The following is a 17,997-nucleotide window of genomic DNA, read 5'->3' on the forward strand; positions in this document are numbered from 1 at the left end:
TAAGCGCCTTGCGCCCGACCCTCATCTATCGCCAGGCACCCCACGTGTTGCGCACGGCCAGACCCAGCAAACAGAACGGCGACGCGGCCACCGCACCCAACCACATCAAGACAAGCACGGGCGGCAGCAGGATCCAGACACCGCTCTCCCGCATCAGTCGCGCCATCAGATAAAAAGACATCGGCACCATGAGCGCCGCGAATTGCACTCCGGCCCCAGGCAAGTGACGCCACCATTGCGACGCCGCCACGGCCGCCGTGACGGCATAGCCGTCCAGCACCAGGGCCGCAGCGAGTAGCCGATGCCGGTTATTGATCATCAACCGCTCCGGTTGCCCGCACTGCCTTGCGCGTATCGCTCACCTGGCCGGTGAGCTGGCCGCTGATCTGTCCAGTGACCTGTCCATTGGGCTGACCGTCTTCGTCATCGTCCCCATAGGTCGTGAACCAGTCGTCTTTGGCCGCAGACTTTGCGGCGCGCTCCGGCCGTGCGGCCGCGCGTCGTGCGGATCCACCTGCAGGGCGAACGTCTGGAACAACCTCGATCGGCTGCGCCCCCTGCACACCGGACGCCGGGACGGCAGCCGCCACCTTTTGTGCATAGGCGGCGCCCCGCGTCAGATCGCCGCTGTAATAGCAGGACAGCGCCGCACGTACCGCGTCATCAGCCTGCGCAAATTGCGGCTTCGCGCGGGCATAGCACGCCTTGAGAATCGCGGCGCCGGTCCTGAGGTTCGTGCATGGCTCGAAAATGCTCTCTGCGGTCTGTCCGTAACGCGCCAGAGTGTGTACGTTGACCTGCACCAGTCCCATGCTGTAATTCCAGCCACCGGCGTCAAGCGCCTTGACGGTGGCCAAGGCTTCCGGAAGGTTCTTTGGCTGTCGCGCAAGATGTCCACCGACGACGCCGATCGCGAACGGATTGCCGCTGCTCTCAACGGTGGCCACACGTCCCAGCAGCGCGTGATGAACGTCAGGGGCGCACTCCTGGGCCAGAGAGACAAAGGACGCCGGAACCGATGAAGACGCGGCCTGCGTATCCGCTTGTGACGCCTGAGCGGACAGCAACATCAGGCTTAGCGACAGAGGTGCAACAAGCGATTTAATGGGCGACATAGAGCACCTTGCTGATTCCCCGCACCCCGTCGTCATAGCGATGCATCTGCACCACGACGTCGATGAGACTGCGGGCATAGTCAATAATCTCGGCGCGCCGCAAGGTCGAACCAAAGCGCATGACCATCTGCGCGAGCCGTTCGAACATGTGCTCGGGGCTCGTTGCGTGCAGCGTCGTCATCCAGCCACCGTGACCGGAATTGAGCATTTCGAGTGCGACGTATGCTTCAGCGCCGCGCAGTTCGCCCGGGATCACGCGATCAGGCGACAGCCGCAATGCCCCTTCCATCAATTCAACTGGCGTTACCTGTGCCGTACCCTGATTGCCACGCGAATACACCAGGTGCACCACATTCTGTTGCGGCGGCCTCAGCTCGAGTGCATCCTGAATGGTGACGATCCGTTCGTGCGGCGAGATCTCCTTAAGGAGCATGTTGATGAGCTCGGTCTTGCCGGCGAAAGTCGGCGCGCTCACCACAATGTTCTTTTTCGTCTGGACTGCGAGCCGCAGGAAGGCGGGCCAATCTCCGTCGCGATACAGCATTGACAGCTTCCTCGCCGTGTCCTCGGAATCGGGCAATGGTTCATTGACCCGATCGAAGGCTCCCGTGTCGATGTAGTGCTGCATCGTCAGATCGAGCGTCGACGGTTTGCGGATCGCGATCGCGATCGTGCCGGGCGGCACAGCGGGCGGCTGAACCACCTGAATCCGGAAGTCGCGATTAGCTTCTCCCGTCAGTTCCGAGGGGATCGAGGCCGCAAGCAGCGGGCGCCTCGCGTCCGTCTCCTGATCCGAGTGATGCGCGACCAGCTCGGCAAAGTCCCGCAACGTGCTCTCAGTCAGAACGGGGGTGTCTACCCGTTCCATGAAGCGCCTGCCCCGCCTGGACACCCATACGGCGCCCGGCCCATTTACCACGATCTCCGAGACATCGGCGTCATCGAAGAGTGGCCGGATAGACGCAGTGCGATTGAAGAATGCCGGCACGATCGACATGTCAGCGCCCCCGGATGCGTTCAGCGCGAGCCACCGCGCCGGCCTGCTGCACGGCCGGTCGATCGAGGCACACCTGCGCATCGAAACATTGGCGGGCGACGGCCTTAAGCTTCGCCTGTGCGAGCATCAGATACCGTCCGCCATCCCGGGTGAAGTCCCTGAAGATCTGTGCCTGCAACGCGTCGGCAACCGCGCCGTCCAGCTGGCGGCGCAGTTCGTTAGCTGCGGCCTCACATTGAACGTGCGAGAGATCCGTTGCCATCAATCCTCCTCGCCGCCCGGCTTGCAATAGTCGGAAAAGTCCAGTTCGTGCTCCACCTGAATGCGCACGCGCGTGCCCTGGTCGTTTTTGAGTGTCGGCCGGATATTGACGTAGCCCCCCAACAGCTGCTGCGAAGACTGGGCCATCGACGACTGGACGTTCTCGCGGTACATCGCAGATGAGTTATTGCGGTCGGAGGACGACACCCCGTAATTCGATGCGCCCGCGCCAAGGATCGCCAACGCTGCGCTCATGCCGAGGATCTGGCCGACGTGGTTATCCACTTCGGCATCGATGCCAGCCGATCCGAGCTGATCGGCAACCGGTGAGTCAACATGGATCTTGACGCCGTCCGGACGCAAGGCGACGGCGCTCGCGATAAAGGTACGTTCCTGCCCCTTGCGCACGGACGAATTGGGTTTGCCTGTAATGCGCGTGCCCCACGGCAACAGCGGAATCCGGCCCTGCTCCCCATAAGCATCCCGATCCAGCATGATTGTGATTGAGCCAGGCAGGTCCGAGATAATGCGTGGCACCAGGTGGCCCTCGAGGATCGCGCCCGGCTCCATCCTGCATTGCAGGTTGTCGACCTTTTGCGCCTTCGACGTCGAATCGCCCGCGCTCGAAACACTGCGCGCGAAGGCCGAATTCGGGTCGTTCGGCCCGTCGCCGCCAGAACGACGGCCTACCCCTGTCTCACTCTGCTGACCATCAGCGGAAGCAGAACCTGCATCGTCCGACCCATCGCCCCCCGTGTCTGACCCAAACAGACCCGATTTCATCCGCGCCTCGTGCATTGCCTCCGCTTTTCTGCGTGCCTGCTCAGCTGCTGTGGCCGCCTGACGCTGACGCTCCGCAGCCCGTCGCGCTTCGTCCGGATCAACGCCCGAACTTGACGCTGGTGCCGACGAGGCTGCCGCCATCGACGCCGGAAGTTTCTGCCGGCCAGCATCCAGCGGCGCGGCCTTCGTTGTGTCTTCGTCAATCTTCGGCTTGTCGGAACTGCGCGACGGCGTCGGCGCGTCATGCTTCATCGCGTAGAACCCACCGGCACACAGCAGGAACAGAATCACGCCGGCGACCGTAAAGAAGGTCTGGCGCCGGCCGCGCGCAGGATCGGCCGCGAGCGACGTCTGCCGCAGCGCATCAGCTGCGCGCCGGCGCTCGCTCAGGCTGTCGCCTGCACCGCCCGGCTCGCCGCCTGGCGGCCCGCTGTCATGCGGACGATCATTCGGGTTGTCAGGCGTATTCAATTTCCGCCTCCCCAGGGTGAACGCTGCGCCTGCGTCGCCTGAGCCTGCGTCGTGCGCGCCACGCACAATGTGCGATCGCCGTCGCGCAGCGTGAATTTGTCAGCCATCTGCTCGACCACCAGGTACGGCCCTTCCCTGCGCATGGGCGCAAGCGCCTCGGTACCGTCCCGGTCCACTACGTAGATGCTCGGCTTGGGCTTGCCGATCGTGGTCAGAAAGTAAGTGAACTGCCCATCGTCAAACACACGCTGCAGCCCGAACGAACTTTCGTCACCCGACACCTGATAATTCCTGTTGACCATGCGAGGTTGCGCATAGGATGTGTCGGAGACACCGCCCGAGTCGTCGCTCCACCCATCGTTTCCGTCAGCCGGATAGATGAAGCGCACCGCATAGGTCGCGCGGTCCGGATTCTTCGAACTGGACAGACGGAAGTAATAGACGTGATTGCTGGTCGTAACCGTCAGATTGGTTCTCGCATCCGGCTCGACCGGTTTGAGCACAAGATGATTGCGAAACTTCAGAACCTGCCAGCCGATAGAATCGCCGATCGCCTTGTTAAGGATCTTCTCCCCCGGCGCGAATTCGATCGTCGTCGCGTATCCATAGACACCGGTGATTTCATACACCTGGTTCGGATCGAACTGAAGCTGGCATACCCGGTTGTCAGTGATCACACAGCGCGGATTTTTGGCCGCTTGTGCATTCACACCCATCAAGGCGCTCGCAAGACCAAGCGACCATGCCAGCATGCCGTGACGAATCGTTTTCATGTCGTTCCCTATCCTGTTTAATACGCCGAGGGCGTCACAAAATGCACGATATGCGCGGCCCGCAGCGCATCGTCAATCGACACAATCTGCAGGTGGTAAGTACCGCGCGTCGTAGTGACATTCGGCCTCATCTTTTCGCCCGGTCTGTCTGCCGTCACCTGCCACGTGTCGCCCGTCCGTCGAACATGAAAAACCGGTGCCGTGCTCTGCGCGAAGGTCTTGATGTGTTCGTCGCACGGAAAGGCAATCGCCAGCAAGGTTCTGTCAGCAACCGCCAGGTCGTAGATCTGGTCCGGTATGTACGGCAGGCGCTGCACATTGCCTGCCGTCCCGCGCAGAACTGGATCAGCAGCCGTTACTGCGTGCGCCACGGTCGACAACGCCGCTGCTATGACCACTGCCGTCAAGGCGCTCCCGACTGTTCGCATCTCACCCTCCAGATGAAGCCGGCGCACCCGGCTCTGTGTTCGGCTCGAAGCCGGTCACCGTGAATCCCGTTCCGTTGATGTAGCGGTTCTGGGGCGTCAACGCCTGTTTCACGAAGTCGTAGCGGAACAGCACATGCCAGTACACCGTCTTGTTGTCGCCGTTCCCGTCGTTGTAGGTCGTGAATGTTGCTTCGGCCTTGTGATCGTCCCGGTCGAGAATGCGCACGCGAACATCCTTGACCCGGCGCACCGTCGTCTCGGCGATGTTGTAGTACGGGTTGTCCCTGTTCTTGGCGTCCATCTCGTGGTTGAAGCTGTCCGCAACGTTCGATGCAGAATGCAGCCTGACATAATCAATATGGTCCTGGCGAAACGCGCGATCGAGCGTGTAGCGTTCCGTCACGTATCGGGCAAGTTCGCTTTCGATCACGGCATCTTTCGAACTGAGCACCGCAGGTGTGCCGATCTCGCTTTTTGCGACGTGGTTGTGCGCGTCAAGGGTGAGCACCACGGGCGGCACATACGCCTGATTGGCCTTGTCGTAGGCCATCGAAGCCAGCGCAAGGCCCGCGATCGGCCACGCTACCAACGCAAGCAGGTATGCCCGATTCCGGGATAGGCGAATCGCTTCATAGGATTCGGCTGGCGGTGCGTCAGCCGCTGCCGCATTCCGTGCCCTGGATGATTTCTGAAGAATCGCGCTCACCATTGACCTCCATCAGATGCGCCGCGCGAAGGTCCTGTGCCTCCTGGGCCGCCCGGTTGACCGGCACCCGATGGGCTCGACACGCCTGAAGGGCTCGTAGCGCCGCCCGAGGACAACGCCCGCTCGATTCGCGCAAGCTGGGTGCCGTGAGCAGTCTGGGTGTTGCTGATACTGGTCAGTGCAGTCGCCGCGCCTGGATTCGCGCCGGCGCCGCCTCGCCCACCGCCCGAAAACTTCGACATGATTTGAGACATCATGAAGCCGCCGATCATGTCCGCCATGCCGCTGCCGGCGGCGCCGCTCGATGTCAGGGCGGACGCCAGCGGGCGAATGGTAAAGGCCATGAAAAGCGCTATTGCGCCGGCGATAATGATTGCGGCGAATGCATCTTTTGCCGTCATCGCATTGGGGTCCATCTTCGAGACAAACTGGTCGGTGATATCGAAGCTGAATTTCACGATGACGCCGAGCAGGATGCCGACCAGTGCAAACTTCGCCATTGCCGCGAACCAGCTCATTCCAAATCCACGCGTACTGTTCCACATCAACGTTGGCACGAACAGCGGGAACAACAGCATCGTGACTGCAAAGCCCATGTCGGAACCAACCTTCAGGACGAGAGCAATCAGGACCATTGCTGAATTGACGATCTGCAACGCCAATCCAAGAAGAACGATGCCGATATTGAGCATGGACTGCTTCATCATCTGGCCCGATGCGTCTGAAAACTTGTTGTAGTCGTTTTCGAGATACTGTGTCATCGACTGTCCGCCCATCAGCGAACTTACGGTGTCGTCGCGTAGCTCCTGGAATGAGTGAAAAATCTGTCCGGCCAGCCCGCCCCAGTTCAATGCTGCAAACACGAACATGATCGTGAGCAGCATCCTCACCAAAGGCCATACGTCCGCCGGATCGCGCCCGGAATGAACCCGCATAACCTTCACCGCTACCCAGATCATCGCGAGGTACAACGCGGGTTGCGTGACCGCGTGCCCCAGCACCGGGTAGTTGGTCGACAGAAACGCTTCCGTCCGCGAGGGAATGCTGTCGAACAGCGTCTGGATGAATTGATCTACCGGATCGGCCATGTCACTTGCTCGCGCCGAAGAACCTGTCGTTAACCGCTGCGGCTGCCGCCGTGCAATCCCTTGCTTCCGGGGTGTCGGCGCCGACGCCGATACCGTGGTTCTTGCATTCAGCCAGTCGCTGCTTCATCTCGTCCTGATGCGCGAGGTAATACGCTTCGGTCTTCGGCTCGAACGCCGGCACAGTCTGCGCGGGGGGTTCGGTAGTGCCGTGACCCGTGCCACTGGTATGCACGACGTAAATGATCAAGCCGCCGAAACCAACCGCTGCTACCGCGAGAAGGAACCAGGTGAGTTTGCCTGTCCACGTCATATGTCTGTCTCCCGTTTCAGTCACCCTGTGCGCCGGCAGGCTCACGGTGCACGAGTTACACCTGATGGCCGATCGGATGAAAATCGCACGCGCACGGCGATTTCGATATCGCGCCGGAATGCGCACAACCGGCGAGACACATGGCCCCTGCCATCAGAAGGGAAAAAGCGATGAGTCGCATGTCGTTCCTCACTTCGATACGTTGTGAAAGAACTTCGTGCGAGCCGCCGTCGCCTGATTACTTTCATTCACCTGGTTCGCCGTCAGATTCGCATTGATGGCCTGCAATTTCGTTTGTGCGGACTGCGCCATGCCCAGCTCGGCCGACATGCGGTTCTGCAGATCGGCTGCGTCCTTGACGTTCTGCGTCGTGTCGACCTGTTGCGACAGGTTCTGGAAATTACGCAGGTGCGTTTGCGCCTCGTCGTACAGCGACTCTCCACCAGCCAGCGCCGACCGAACCGAATCGGTGCTCATCCTGTAGTTCGCGCCCTCGCCCTTGTCCGCGAAGTCATCGGGTGACATCGTGTTCATCACCTTTTCATACGTCGCCTGTCGGCTGCCGTAGATGCCGCTCTTCTGCTGCGATACAACGTCCTGCCAGCTGCCAGGAACAATTGACGACGCGTCAATTGCATCGGTCAACCCCTGGCCGCCGCGCCCGTATGAACCGGTTACCGCGCCGTATTGCTGCTTGAGCGTGTCGTATTGCTGCTTGAGCTGAGCCAGTTGCGCGGCCAGCGCGGTCCACGTCCCGGCGTCACCGACGGGAACGCCCGCTGCGAACGCTGACATCGATATGGCCATCGCTGCGGTGGCCGTCACAAATGCACCTTTCATCTCTGCACCTCCGCATCCTGTTGCACAGTTGACACCCGCACGAAAGCGCGCAAAGCATCGCGCTGCAGGTCGTCGAGTTCGTTATCTGCCACCACGCGATGGTCAGCGATCGTCTCGCCGTAAAGTCGCGCCAGCGCACATCCCACGGCGCTGCCGGCAAACCCGGCATCCGATGACGCGCGCACACGCCACCAGTGGATTGCCCCTTCGATTTCACCGAGCGTGAACCGCATGCCGCCGCTCCTGGTTGTCCATGCAGTACATCCTGAAGCCTCGCGCCCACGACCACGCATACACAAAACAAAGCGCGAGTACGCCGTACTGCTGCGATTCCCACGCCATCCAGAACCAGAACGGTTGCCCTGCAAGTCCACAGATGCAGGCCCACTTCCGCCAGTGTTCGCGCCGGTCCTGCGACAGGAAAACGCTCGCGGCACCAAGTACGCCGATTGCAATCTGTCCGATCACAGGGTCACCTCCACGTCTCAGGTCAAACGTTGTGCGTCCGTTCAGCTAGAGCCCGCGCCATGAACACCGGAACCCACCGGCTCGGGTCCGTTGTGCCCAACTCGGCGCGAACACGATTCATCAGTTCAACCGACCTGTCATTCGACGACAGCACGGCAACGAGCTCAGGCATGTCCGACATATCAAACGAGGCGCGCACACTGACTCCGTTGCCCTTCTTGATAAGCACCTTGAACTCCTCCGGCACGGCGCGCTCGATAAACTCGAACTCGCTCTGCGAAAAGTCGAGGTTATCGATGTAGTCCCGTCGATCGGCCTTGTCGTTCGCCAGATAGAAACTCGTCACCGCCTGGTTCTTCACAGCCGCCACGGGTCGATAGAGCGCGCTGGGCTCCGGCGTAATGAAGAGCGTCGCACAGTTGCGCCGGCGGAATGTTTCCCGGTATGTTTCGATCTTCTGTTGCCAGAATGCGTTGCGGATCAGCATCTGGGCTTCGTCCCACACGATGATTGCGGGTGATCCGTCGAGCGACTGTTCGATACGATGCGTCAGATAGTTGAGCAGGACAGGAAGCTCCGGCTTCGCTTCCTTGTCCTTCATCAGCTCCCGCATCTCATATCGGTAGTGACGGTGCGTTGTCACGTCGAGCGTGTCATGCTCGTTGTCGAAGACTGGAGCATTCGCGCCACCGCTGTGCCATACCGCAATCGCCTGGTACAGGGCTGAATTCTTCGCGCCGAACCGCCAGGCGAGATTGCGCAGGCGCCGGTCTTCGAACCTGGTCAGGTGGTCGTTGAAGTTGTCATTGACCGCCGTGGCAATGCGTTCGATATCATCGACAGTAAGCACATAGCCGTAGCACGTCGCCATCATCTGCAGCAGCTCGCGCAGCATCGCGCGATTCTGTTCGGTGTCGGGCATCTTGCAGGGATTGCCAAGGGACCGTGACAGGCTGAGTACGATGTCGGCGGCGCCCATCGCCTGCATGAACACGGTGCTCCCGTTCTCCCGGTCGAACCAGTGCACCCGTGGCTCGAACTTGTCGGCCTGGCTGGTGATCGTCGCGACAAGCAACGTTTTGCCGGTCCCCGTTTTCGCCCCGAAATTGCCGTGCGCGGGCACCATTCCTGGACGCTCTTCATGCAGATTGAGGAAGTAGCCGGTCTGACCTTCCGTCGGCAGAACCATGAGGCATTCGCCCCAGAGGTTTCCGTCGAAACGCCCTTGCGGAAAGCTGTGCAGCGATGCAAAGCAGGCGAACTCGATCGTCTCGACCTTGCCGACCCGGCCGTTATGCCGCTTGCTGGCACCCGGTATCTGCGACCATACGGCACGCTCCATGCCGGTCGTCTCGACAACCGGCTTCACGCCCCAGTTCTTGAAGCACTCGCCCGCCTTTCCCACGGCATCGTCCAGCGCCTCGAGCGCCTTCAATGCGGCTTCCTGCGAGCGCCCTTCTACCGGCACGTGAACGAGAACACTCATGTGATGCGTGCCGAGCACGGCCTTATTGGCCGCCTGCCGCATACGCAACGCGGTGATTTCCGCCGACATGCCGGCAGTCGTCCGGTCGTGCGACAGCCGGGCCTCACTGGTCGACGTCGCCATGCTGGCGTCAAGCTTGTCGATCGGGAAAAACTTCTGCGTGACAATCAGTTCGGCGGGCAGCCGCTGGAACCGGTCAGCCATCCCGGCGACAGCGCCATCGGGCCAGCGCGACATGGCGAGCACCTGTCCGATGCGGCGATGGTTGAGCCCGTTGACTTCAAAAACGTCTTTCCCCAAGATCGGGTTGCGGCCGAAATGCAGATACGAACTCGCGATCGCCTGGGCCAGGTTGTACGAGTCAGCGAGCACGGGGCCGTCTTCCTGCGTGAGCAGATAGCGCAGGAAGCGCGCCATCTCGCAACATGGTCCGATTTCCGTTTCGACGCGGCCCAGCCGGCGAGGCGCGTAGTGTGCCAGCGATTTCATCAGCGAGTTGACCTTCTCTTCAAGGTCACGCGCCTGCCGCGACTCCGTTTCAAGCCTGTCGTTGGCGCCAGAAGGATTGATCGCATTGAATACGCGATCGAGCCGCCCCACTACCCCGCTGTAGTGCCGGTAGCGCACGATGGCGATATAGATTTCGTGCTGATACAACGACCGCATCTGGAAACGCGCCTTCAGCTTTTCATTGAGGAAATTCGGAAACCAGTTCGAATACTTACCGGCGGGCCACCGGTTGGCCTTGCGCCGGATCTCGTACACGTAAATGCCCACGTTGCTGTCAGCAATCGACTCCAGCGCGGTGTTTCGCTGATGCTTGTACGCATCGACGCCGATGTCATCCAGCATTTCCGCGTAGAGCCCCTGGAGACGCACTATTTGCACGAGTCCGCTGTCGAGCGTACGCAACGTATGACCGTTGTAGTACGCGTTCAGGCCAAACGGAAGTTCGCGCGAGGCGTGGAGATCAGCCGCATCATCCTTGTCTGCCTCGCTACGCTGAACGAATGGCGACGCACCGAAATGACGATTCAGAAAGTCACCGAGGGACATAGGTCTTCGCTCCGCCCCAGTATTTGAGGCTACGTGGCTTCGCCGTCGCGCCAAAACTCTGATACGCGACCGAGAACGCGAACATGTCTTTCGCGGTGATCAGATAGGCGCCGATGACCATGAAGGGCACGGCGAGCATCACCGGCCACCATTTGAGGAACATGAAGACAACCGCGGGCAATACGAACGAACCGAGGAACAGCTCAGCTAGGCAACCCCATATCATCCAGGGTTGCACCATACCTTTCGGGATTTCGTGTACTTCACGCATGACCTCACCTCAAATCTGCGAGGAAGCGACCGACGCCGCATAGCGGACGATAGAAGGGACCGCAAAGAACACAAATGAGCAGATCACTGCGATCACGGCACCCTTCATCGGAATCCAACCCTTCGGCACCCCGAGCACACAGATGCCGAGAATCGCCATGAAGACATAGGGACCCGCGTCTACGAACAGCCAGCTAACGAAATCGCGAACCAGGCCAGTGCCGGTGCTGTAATCCATCGCATAGGCGTATTCGGGGAACACCACAGCAACGAACAACAGGGCCAGCATGGCCGCCGACTTTGATTTCGAGCGCGTCAGCGGGGGTGACTTGCCAAGCAAGAAGTGCTGAATTGCAGGGGCGAGCGTGAGCGCGCCTATAATGACGGTAGCCATGGTTAGTCCTCACAGGGTTGCGAAATGGCTAGGTTGGTGTCAGTGTTGGTAGCACCGACATCAACCGCTCCTATCGCTCTCCGGGCGCCATCAACAGTCTGGCCGGATCGCGCTTGGAGCCAAATTAATCTCCCTCTGACACCTCCTCTCGCAACATTGGCAACGTCGGCGCATCCGATGCGCATCCCTTGCAGACGGCCTCATCTTCCAGTTCGGCCCGACGAGTACGAAGCTCAACAACGAGCTGCGCATTTTTCGACCGTGCCTCCTGCTTTGCTCGCTCGATGAGCCACTCATTTAGCTCTCGGGGGAGTCGACACTGCGAGCGAACGATGTCACCCATTCCCTCTCCTCTGGTGCTTTTTGGTCACTACTATATAGTGACACAGTGTCACTATATTCCAGCGCCACCATAGTGTCAAATGTCACTATGAAAGACAGCTACCGCTCACAATTCCGGCTACCGTGGTCCCTCTACTACCAGTTGAAGGAATCCGCCACGATAAATCGGCGCCCACTCAACGCTGAGCTGGTCGCTCGTTTGGAGTCGACCTATCCCGGACTCAGCGTCGTACGCGACGATACCGATGTCGACGAAATGCGTGAAACCGTCACTACAATGTCTCTCGCCGAGCTCATGACCCCAGACGAGATAACGATGTTCGCGGAACGCATGCTCGCTATTGCCGCACGCAAGCGCACTACCAAGACAACACCGTAGTGACACTTTCCGACAGATGGTGTGACGAATTCAAGAGGCGCACTTAGCCTTGCGGTCGCCGGCGTTTTGTGCTAGTCGCTTGCCTTTGGCAGCCTGTGGTTCATGACCGAGAACCAGAGCGGTGGAATTAACGCTAGGGCGAACATGTGCAGATAGCCGCCAGGAAGCGCTCTCCCGGCCTGAACCAAGCGATCATAGGTACGCGTCTGCTCTAGATGGTGGTGAGTGTGAAGACCGTTATTTACAAGTAACCGGTTGGACAGCCAGAAATTAACATCCCATGCGACCTGATCGCCCAATTCATCAGGACTGCCACACAGACCATAGTGCTGCAGATAGCCGACCGTTTCTACGACGAAAACGGCGAATATGCCCTGCCCCAAGTAGAAAAGGGCCCCGCGCCAACCACCAAACCACGCGAAAAGAGCCACTACTGCTACGCTGACCAGGACGATTTGCAGCAGCCTGTTTTCTCTCCAATGGCGGGCCTGCCCAAGCTCGTAAGCGATAGCGGATCTCAGCGCAGCGAAGAAGGAGCGGCCGACATGACACCAGACCGACAGGCCAGCATGAGCCGTTGAGCCAAATCGCGGATCGCCTACATGCCCGTGATGGAGTTGATGTACGAATCGGTAGTGAGGGTATCCAGCGACTGCTAGCGCTACGTCGGAGATCAACCTCGACCGACGCCCACCCCGGTGCATTACCTCATGAATGTGCGCCATTGCGAAAGCACTCACCACGCCGGAGGCAATCACCAGTCCGGCGAACTCCAGCGGTCTCGCGGTCACCGCTCTTTCGAGGGCAACAAGCACCGCGATGCCCCAGACGCAAATGTAAGTGACCGGAATTGTGGGGCCGCCCGGCGCGTGGCTCGCCCTTCGGTTTGTGACCTCCACATCCTGGCCGATAAGCGCGTCAGCAGCCGGAACCACTGCAACCAAGAGAAGCAAAAACAACCAGGGATACCCGAAAAAGAACAGTGCCGCCGCGGCCGCCGGTAATAGCGTCGACAGCCAGAACCCACCTTTACGGTTGCGCAAAGATGTCATTTTCTTCTGCAAACCGCACCGCCGCCGTAATGTGCGATACGCCAATCTTCTCGTTGATGCGCTGGAACTGCCTGTAGACAGTCGTCGAAGACACCTTCAGTTCGGCGGCGATTGCACCTGCATTGAAGCCAGATCGCACGAAGCCAATCAACTGCACGTCCTGTTGCGAAAGACCGCACTTTCTGATCGCATCTTCTCGCACCGCTCGCGATGACCAATCAAGAAGCTCCAGTGCCAAGGCCCGGAAAAATGCCCTTCCCTCCCTGAGCTTCGGTTCACCCTCGTCGCGCCTCGTGCTCGAGCCAAGGTAGAGAGCTCCAATCCGCCCTTTCTCGCTGGCATGCGCAGGAATGAGGAATGCACTGAGAAACCCGTGTTCTGCGGCCACTTCAAGCATCCGCTTTTGCCCAGCAGTCCGGATAGGCAACTCCGAGCCTAGCACTGGCGCCGTGTTCGATCGCGCGTAATCGAGGCAGGGGTCCGTCAGATACCATCTGTTTGCGTTGTACAGTTGACACCATTCGGGGCGGCAACCGATCAAGAATCGATGGGTGGAACGACTAGCTGAATGATCGGTAGGATGCAACGAAACGAACACGAACCATTCGGCCCCCTTCGATCGAATCGCGTCCCTAACAAGAGGTATCAACTCTAATTCATCCGCTGCGTTTATAACGGCATCAAAGCTCAGTTCCATTATGATCGATCCGTCTAGATTACTTCACCAATTCCACCTTCCCAGACAATGTTTTGCACTTCCATATAAAGTACCCGCATCGCCGAATGATGCGGATCCGAAAGCGCGAACTTTTCAAACTCGGCTTTTGATGAAACGGGCAAAATCTGAACCAGCATAAGTTCGTCACCCTGGATCAGATACCTTTCCGCAATGAAGCCGTTTGGCACCTGATAGAGGCGAATTCCCACCTGCTCGACATCGGCGCTAATGGCTCTCTCATAGACCAAGTTCTTCATGATCCTCGCCTTCGATCTCGGAGCGATGTCCGCACACGCGACACGTTCGATCCTTGACTTCATGCTCAGATAGAGACGAAATCACATTGTCTGCCACACATCTTTCGCACTCGAAAATCGACATGAAAAATTCAGCATGACAGGCTTCGCACTTCATCCGATGGACTTCGTTTTCCTGCAAGACTTCCCATCCATCATCACCGTGATCGACCCCACAAGACGGGCACACAATGCTGATACATTCGCTCATAGCTTCCAATCCAACTAATCCTCTTCACTCCGGCGAATCGCCGGGCCACCTCATGCGCTAGAGTGCTGCGCCAGCCTTCAGCCCGTCCGTGCTGGATACGTATCGCGCGTTCGACTCGAACGCAGGCTTTGCACGTAATTGACGAACTGGTCTATCTCGGACTCGGCCATTCCGAGCCATGCGAATCGTTTGGTTCCGGGCTCCCGCCGAAAAATTAAGTCAACGTCGATGCCGTGATGCTCGAGATACTGAAAGAAGACCGACAGATCATCGTCCTGCAACTGCTCCAGCCACGTGCGCACGCGCTCCAACTCGTCGCTGGTCAACTCCGCCGGCGATGTGTTCAGAACGCTCAACGCGAAGCGCGTTGGGCAGGGCGCTCGCGGGACGTAGTAAAGATCCCAGTGGTCCTGGTGCGCTGTGCGGGGATCGACGCCCAGTATGGGAAACGAGAGACCCAGCTTCTTTGCATCCTTGGCGCGCCGAACCCACGGCCGACCGTCAGGGGAAGTTAGCCAATTGCGCTTCAGCTCATCAGCCCGGTACTTCTCGCGGGACGCCCAGATCTCTCCTAGCTCGCGGTACTCCCTAGATTGAGCGACCCGGTAAGCCGCATCGACAAGCGGACTGTCGTGCCAGTGCGCGAGCGGCCTGGTGCGCTCCGCTGCATACATGCGCTGATGGTCATCCTCCAGATTTACGCCCGACTCCTCGAACAGTCGGCGAAATAGCACCAGTGATCTGCGGAAATACTGGAATGCGCCATCTGACTGCGCATACAGGCGCTCCGGAAATGTTTGCGCGCTATCCGGCGCAACATGGCCGTTCGCCGCGTCCGTAATGCCCGTGACAAGCCAGAAAGCATAGTGTGGGAAAAGCCGCGCCAACGCCTGGATCATGTCGGGCGTCGGCCGTTGTCGGCGATGAAAAACCTTGCGCCAGCGCTGAACGGAAATACGGGTGTACTCCGTCAGCCGCTCCAAGTAGCCCCGGCCAGGCTCAGGCCGCAGGAGCAGAGAAGCGGACGCTCTGCGAAGTGCCCCCTTCGTCCCTTCGTCTTCAATTGGAGCGAGGCGTGCCTGCTCATTCAGGAGCAAGATCATGCGGTCTTCGATCGTCGTGGTCATTTTCTGAAGCAATCCGAATCAGTCAATCTGTCCCGATTAGATCAATTCATAAGATATGAACATACCGTCCTCCCTTCGCCTCCGCCAATTCGGTTACAAACAGAAACACAGAGAAATGCGCCCTGCATTAAAGGAGGAAATCTTTCTGCATCCCGGAGTTTCTTCCAGCGACAATCTGGAAAATATGCCGTACTCCACTCCTATCGCGGGCGATTGGCGATGGAGCGGTTTTAACAAACTTGCGATAAGGGCCGTTTAGCCGAAGCGCTCAATGAGCCCATGCGCGACGGCGCGAAGACTGTCTGGCGACAGTTCCTGCAACTCAATGACCGGTGCGTCTGCCAGTGCGGGATAACTGCGCCTTGTCGAACGCGCATAGGCAGGGTCGTAGTGCGCGACCATGACCCGCTCGAACAATTCGGGTACTTGCCGTGATCTGGCCATTTCCTGCCACACCTCAAACTCTTTGCCGCCGACAAGGTCCCGTAGAGGGGCGAGCTTCGATACGAAGGCGTCCGGATCTTGCTCGAAATGGTGATAGTCCTCTCGCCACAATATGACACGCTGGGCCATCGGCGTATTCACGCGGACAAGCTTGCCCTTCATATGCATCGTTTCGAGCAGCGCCGGCGGTAACTGTACGTTGCCAATCTTCTTGCTCTCTGCTTCGACCCACACCGGGCGACCGGGTGAGAAGGTACCAAGCTTCTGTTGCAGCAGGCTATCAAAGTATTTCTGTGTCGGCTGCGGCGTACCAGGTATCGCGCCGATGACCGAGCCCCGGTGAGACGCGAGCGCCTCCAGATTCAACACCTGCGCGCCGGCGGCTTCGAGTTGATCGAGCAAGCGAGTCTTTCCACAACCAGTCGAGCCTGACAGGACCACATACGAGAACTCACGCGGCCGCGTTGCCAGTTGTTCGTTGACCCACCGTCGATAGCCCTTCCAGCCTTCAGGCAGACGGTCCACCTTATAACCGATTGTATCGAGCGCATCAAACCAAAGTCGACTGCGCTTTCCGCCGCGAAAGCAATATACAAGCACCCTGCCATGACGCGGGCGGCCCGCAATTACAGTGTCAAGGTGACGCGAAATGTTTTTCAGCGAATAGGACACGCCGATCAGATATGCCCGCATTTTGTCGGTCCGATGCAGGGTGCCGACCTCGGCGTATTCGTCATTGCTGACCACGGGTAGGTTGATTGCCCCAGGGATGTGATCCACGGCGTATTCGCGTTCGCTGCGGGCGTCGATGATAAGGTCGTAATCGTCGAACCGGTACATGCCCACCTACCCTGTGATTTTTGACGTACAACGAATGTTCTCTACGCCATCCGGGTAAGACTCAACGCGTCGAGCAATTGAGCGCCGGCGATGATGCGCGTGTGCTAAAGGCCCGTCGGGCATATCGGATGGTTTCAAGAATTCTTTATGTCACTCCGACGACGGCCCAAACAACTAACGGGAGTGACTCCGCCAATATAGTTGTTGTGCAGTCTGGCGGGGAATCTCTCCGGCAGAGTCAGGAGTCGTCGGTGTCAGCCAGCAGGACCGTCTCGTAATCCTGTCCGCCGTAGAAAATGCCGATCACAGAGACCTGCTCCGGGTCAACGTCGAAGGCTATCACTACCCTCTTCCGGTAATTCGTGACGCGCAGGCCCTCACGAATGTCATCCCGACGATTGCCTCGATGCGGAAAAGTCCGCATCTCTTCGCAGTACGTAATGATCGAGCTAATATAGCGTTCTGCGATCACCGGCGAGCCGACGGCCGCGATGTAGCGATAGAGCTCAAGCAGCTGTTCCTGCGCTTCCGGTGTAAAGACGACGGTATAGGACATTACGCTTTTTCGTTGGCCTTGCTATGTTCCGCGGCGAGCGACGCGCGCAGCTGGTCGACTCCGACGGCGCGAGACGGGTCAGCCTTTAGCGCATCATAGGCGGGCGCGACCTGCTCGCGCAGCCAGCTTTCCACTGCGCGGTCACGCGCGAGGAGCGCCCGGAGTCCATCGCGGATCACTTCGCTTTCCGTCGCGTATTCGCCAGCGGCCACCTTTGACCTGACTGCCTCGGCCATTTCGTTGGGCAGCGTGATACTGAATTGTTGGGTTGAGCGCACGGGAAGTCTCCCTTCTGAGTGTAGGATTTAATCCTACGCCTTGCCCTCGATACCTGCAAGGCTTCCGCGCGGCGACAGGTATCTGCAGATGCGTCTTCGTGCGGGAGCAGCCAGCAAACGGTACACACAAGAGGTTCTTCATCTGGACAAGCCGTTCGCCTGCCACCCTCGGTGAGGATCCAAAGCATCCGCCTAAGTGTGTTGAAGATGCGGTGCCGCCTGAGGGTCATCTCCTCCGTGCTGCAGCGTGCCTTTGAAAGCCACCGGGGAACCGGGCTATCACTGCCACACTGGACATCCGGTATCGG

General features: G+C 59.2%; 23 protein-coding genes. 1 reads left to right on the forward strand and 22 read right to left on the reverse strand.

All coding sequences use genetic code 11. The annotated features are described in order from the left end of the window. Positions 1-25 precede the first annotated feature (25 nt). From HV770_RS28045 to HV770_RS28115, 15 genes are all read right to left on the reverse strand, one after another. Positions 26-319 carry a hypothetical protein gene (locus HV770_RS28045; protein ID WP_175164813.1) on the reverse strand — a complete coding sequence of 98 codons (294 nt, stop codon included), beginning with the start codon at positions 317-319 and terminating at the stop codon, positions 26-28. After that, a complete protein-coding gene (locus HV770_RS28050) occupies positions 309-1,115 on the reverse strand; it encodes a lytic transglycosylase domain-containing protein (protein ID WP_175164814.1) in 807 nt (268 codons plus the stop codon). The genes HV770_RS28045 and HV770_RS28050 overlap by 11 nt, the downstream gene beginning before the upstream one ends. Beyond that, on the reverse strand, positions 1,102-2,112 hold the full coding sequence (virB11, locus tag HV770_RS28055) for a P-type DNA transfer ATPase VirB11 (protein ID WP_175164815.1): 1,011 nt from the start codon (positions 2,110-2,112) through the stop codon (positions 1,102-1,104). The genes HV770_RS28050 and virB11 overlap by 14 nt, the downstream gene beginning before the upstream one ends. Before the next feature lies 1 nt (position 2,113). Beyond that, complete coding sequence (locus HV770_RS28060) at positions 2,114-2,374, reverse strand: hypothetical protein (protein ID WP_175164816.1); 261 nt, start codon at positions 2,372-2,374, stop codon at positions 2,114-2,116. Beyond that, the gene (locus HV770_RS28065) at positions 2,374-3,627 is read right to left on the reverse strand and encodes a TraB/TrbI/VirB10 family type IV secretion system protein (RefSeq protein ID WP_175164817.1); all 1,254 of its coding nucleotides are present in this window, start codon (positions 3,625-3,627) and stop codon (positions 2,374-2,376) included. Before HV770_RS28065 ends, HV770_RS28060 begins: the two co-directional genes overlap by 1 nt. Beyond that, complete coding sequence (locus HV770_RS28070) at positions 3,624-4,400, reverse strand: TrbG/VirB9 family P-type conjugative transfer protein (RefSeq protein WP_175164818.1); 777 nt, start codon at positions 4,398-4,400, stop codon at positions 3,624-3,626. The genes HV770_RS28065 and HV770_RS28070 overlap by 4 nt, the downstream gene beginning before the upstream one ends. Before the next feature lie 17 nt (positions 4,401-4,417). Beyond that, on the reverse strand, positions 4,418-4,807 hold the full coding sequence (locus tag HV770_RS28075) for a TrbG/VirB9 family P-type conjugative transfer protein (protein ID WP_175164819.1): 390 nt from the start codon (positions 4,805-4,807) through the stop codon (positions 4,418-4,420). Positions 4,808-4,829: 22 nt separating this feature from the next. Continuing rightward, entirely contained in the window at positions 4,830-5,537 is a 708-nt protein-coding gene (locus tag HV770_RS28080) for a VirB8 family type IV secretion system protein (RefSeq protein ID WP_175164820.1), read from the reverse strand. Beyond that, the gene (locus HV770_RS28085) at positions 5,531-6,622 is read right to left on the reverse strand and encodes a TrbL/VirB6 family protein (protein WP_175164821.1); all 1,092 of its coding nucleotides are present in this window, start codon (positions 6,620-6,622) and stop codon (positions 5,531-5,533) included. The genes HV770_RS28080 and HV770_RS28085 overlap by 7 nt, the downstream gene beginning before the upstream one ends. Before the next feature lies 1 nt (position 6,623). After that, entirely contained in the window at positions 6,624-6,932 is a 309-nt protein-coding gene (locus HV770_RS28090) for an EexN family lipoprotein (RefSeq protein WP_175164822.1), read from the reverse strand. A gap of 189 nt (positions 6,933-7,121) precedes the next feature. Continuing rightward, a complete protein-coding gene (locus HV770_RS28095; RefSeq protein WP_175164823.1) occupies positions 7,122-7,772 on the reverse strand; it encodes a TrbJ/VirB5 family protein in 651 nt (216 codons plus the stop codon). Next, positions 7,769-8,005, reverse strand: coding sequence for a DUF3717 domain-containing protein (locus HV770_RS28100; RefSeq protein ID WP_175164824.1), 237 nt, complete (start codon positions 8,003-8,005; stop codon positions 7,769-7,771). The genes HV770_RS28095 and HV770_RS28100 overlap by 4 nt, the downstream gene beginning before the upstream one ends. A 257-nt stretch (positions 8,006-8,262) precedes the next feature. Beyond that, positions 8,263-10,353 (reverse strand): VirB4 family type IV secretion/conjugal transfer ATPase, encoded by a 2,091-nt coding sequence (locus HV770_RS28105; RefSeq protein WP_246291231.1) that lies wholly within the window; start codon positions 10,351-10,353, stop codon positions 8,263-8,265. 415 nt (positions 10,354-10,768) lie between these two features. Then, a complete protein-coding gene (locus tag HV770_RS28110) occupies positions 10,769-11,053 on the reverse strand; it encodes a VirB3 family type IV secretion system protein (RefSeq protein ID WP_175164826.1) in 285 nt (94 codons plus the stop codon). Between the two features lie 9 nt (positions 11,054-11,062). Then, on the reverse strand, positions 11,063-11,446 hold the full coding sequence (locus tag HV770_RS28115) for a mating pair formation protein (protein ID WP_175164827.1): 384 nt from the start codon (positions 11,444-11,446) through the stop codon (positions 11,063-11,065). A 430-nt stretch (positions 11,447-11,876) separates the two neighbouring features. Here HV770_RS28115 and HV770_RS28120 point away from each other — a divergent pair, with 430 nt between their 5' ends. Then, complete coding sequence (locus HV770_RS28120) at positions 11,877-12,167, forward strand: DNA-binding protein (RefSeq protein WP_175164828.1); 291 nt, start codon at positions 11,877-11,879, stop codon at positions 12,165-12,167. Between the two features lie 71 nt (positions 12,168-12,238). On the opposite strand, the gene HV770_RS28125 is transcribed toward HV770_RS28120, so the two are convergent. The 7 genes from HV770_RS28125 to HV770_RS28155 all read right to left on the reverse strand — a co-directional run bounded on the left by HV770_RS28125 (position 12,239) and on the right by HV770_RS28155 (position 17,689). Next, positions 12,239-13,231 (reverse strand): fatty acid desaturase, encoded by a 993-nt coding sequence (locus HV770_RS28125; protein WP_217468654.1) that lies wholly within the window; start codon positions 13,229-13,231, stop codon positions 12,239-12,241. Continuing rightward, positions 13,197-13,916, reverse strand: coding sequence for an autoinducer binding domain-containing protein (locus tag HV770_RS28130; RefSeq protein ID WP_175164830.1), 720 nt, complete (start codon positions 13,914-13,916; stop codon positions 13,197-13,199). Before HV770_RS28130 ends, HV770_RS28125 begins: the two co-directional genes overlap by 35 nt. A 14-nt stretch (positions 13,917-13,930) precedes the next feature. After that, positions 13,931-14,194, reverse strand: coding sequence for a hypothetical protein (locus HV770_RS28135; protein ID WP_175164831.1), 264 nt, complete (start codon positions 14,192-14,194; stop codon positions 13,931-13,933). A gap of 327 nt (positions 14,195-14,521) precedes the next feature. Further along, positions 14,522-15,571: a hypothetical protein gene (locus tag HV770_RS28140; protein WP_175164832.1), complete on the reverse strand. Its 1,050-nt coding sequence runs from the start codon at positions 15,569-15,571 to the stop codon at positions 14,522-14,524. A 255-nt stretch (positions 15,572-15,826) separates the two neighbouring features. Then, a complete protein-coding gene (gene mnmH, locus HV770_RS28145; RefSeq protein ID WP_175164833.1) occupies positions 15,827-16,855 on the reverse strand; it encodes a tRNA 2-selenouridine(34) synthase MnmH in 1,029 nt (342 codons plus the stop codon). 238 nt (positions 16,856-17,093) lie between these two features. Then, positions 17,094-17,411, reverse strand: a complete 318-nt coding sequence (locus tag HV770_RS28150) for a type II toxin-antitoxin system RelE/ParE family toxin (protein ID WP_175164834.1) — start codon at positions 17,409-17,411, stop codon at positions 17,094-17,096. Continuing rightward, entirely contained in the window at positions 17,411-17,689 is a 279-nt protein-coding gene (locus tag HV770_RS28155) for a ribbon-helix-helix domain-containing protein (protein ID WP_175164835.1), read from the reverse strand. The genes HV770_RS28150 and HV770_RS28155 overlap by 1 nt, the downstream gene beginning before the upstream one ends. Positions 17,690-17,997 lie beyond the last annotated feature (308 nt).

It is taken from the genome of Paraburkholderia fynbosensis, assembly GCF_902859935.1.
GTDB lineage: Bacteria > Pseudomonadota > Gammaproteobacteria > Burkholderiales > Burkholderiaceae > Paraburkholderia > Paraburkholderia fynbosensis.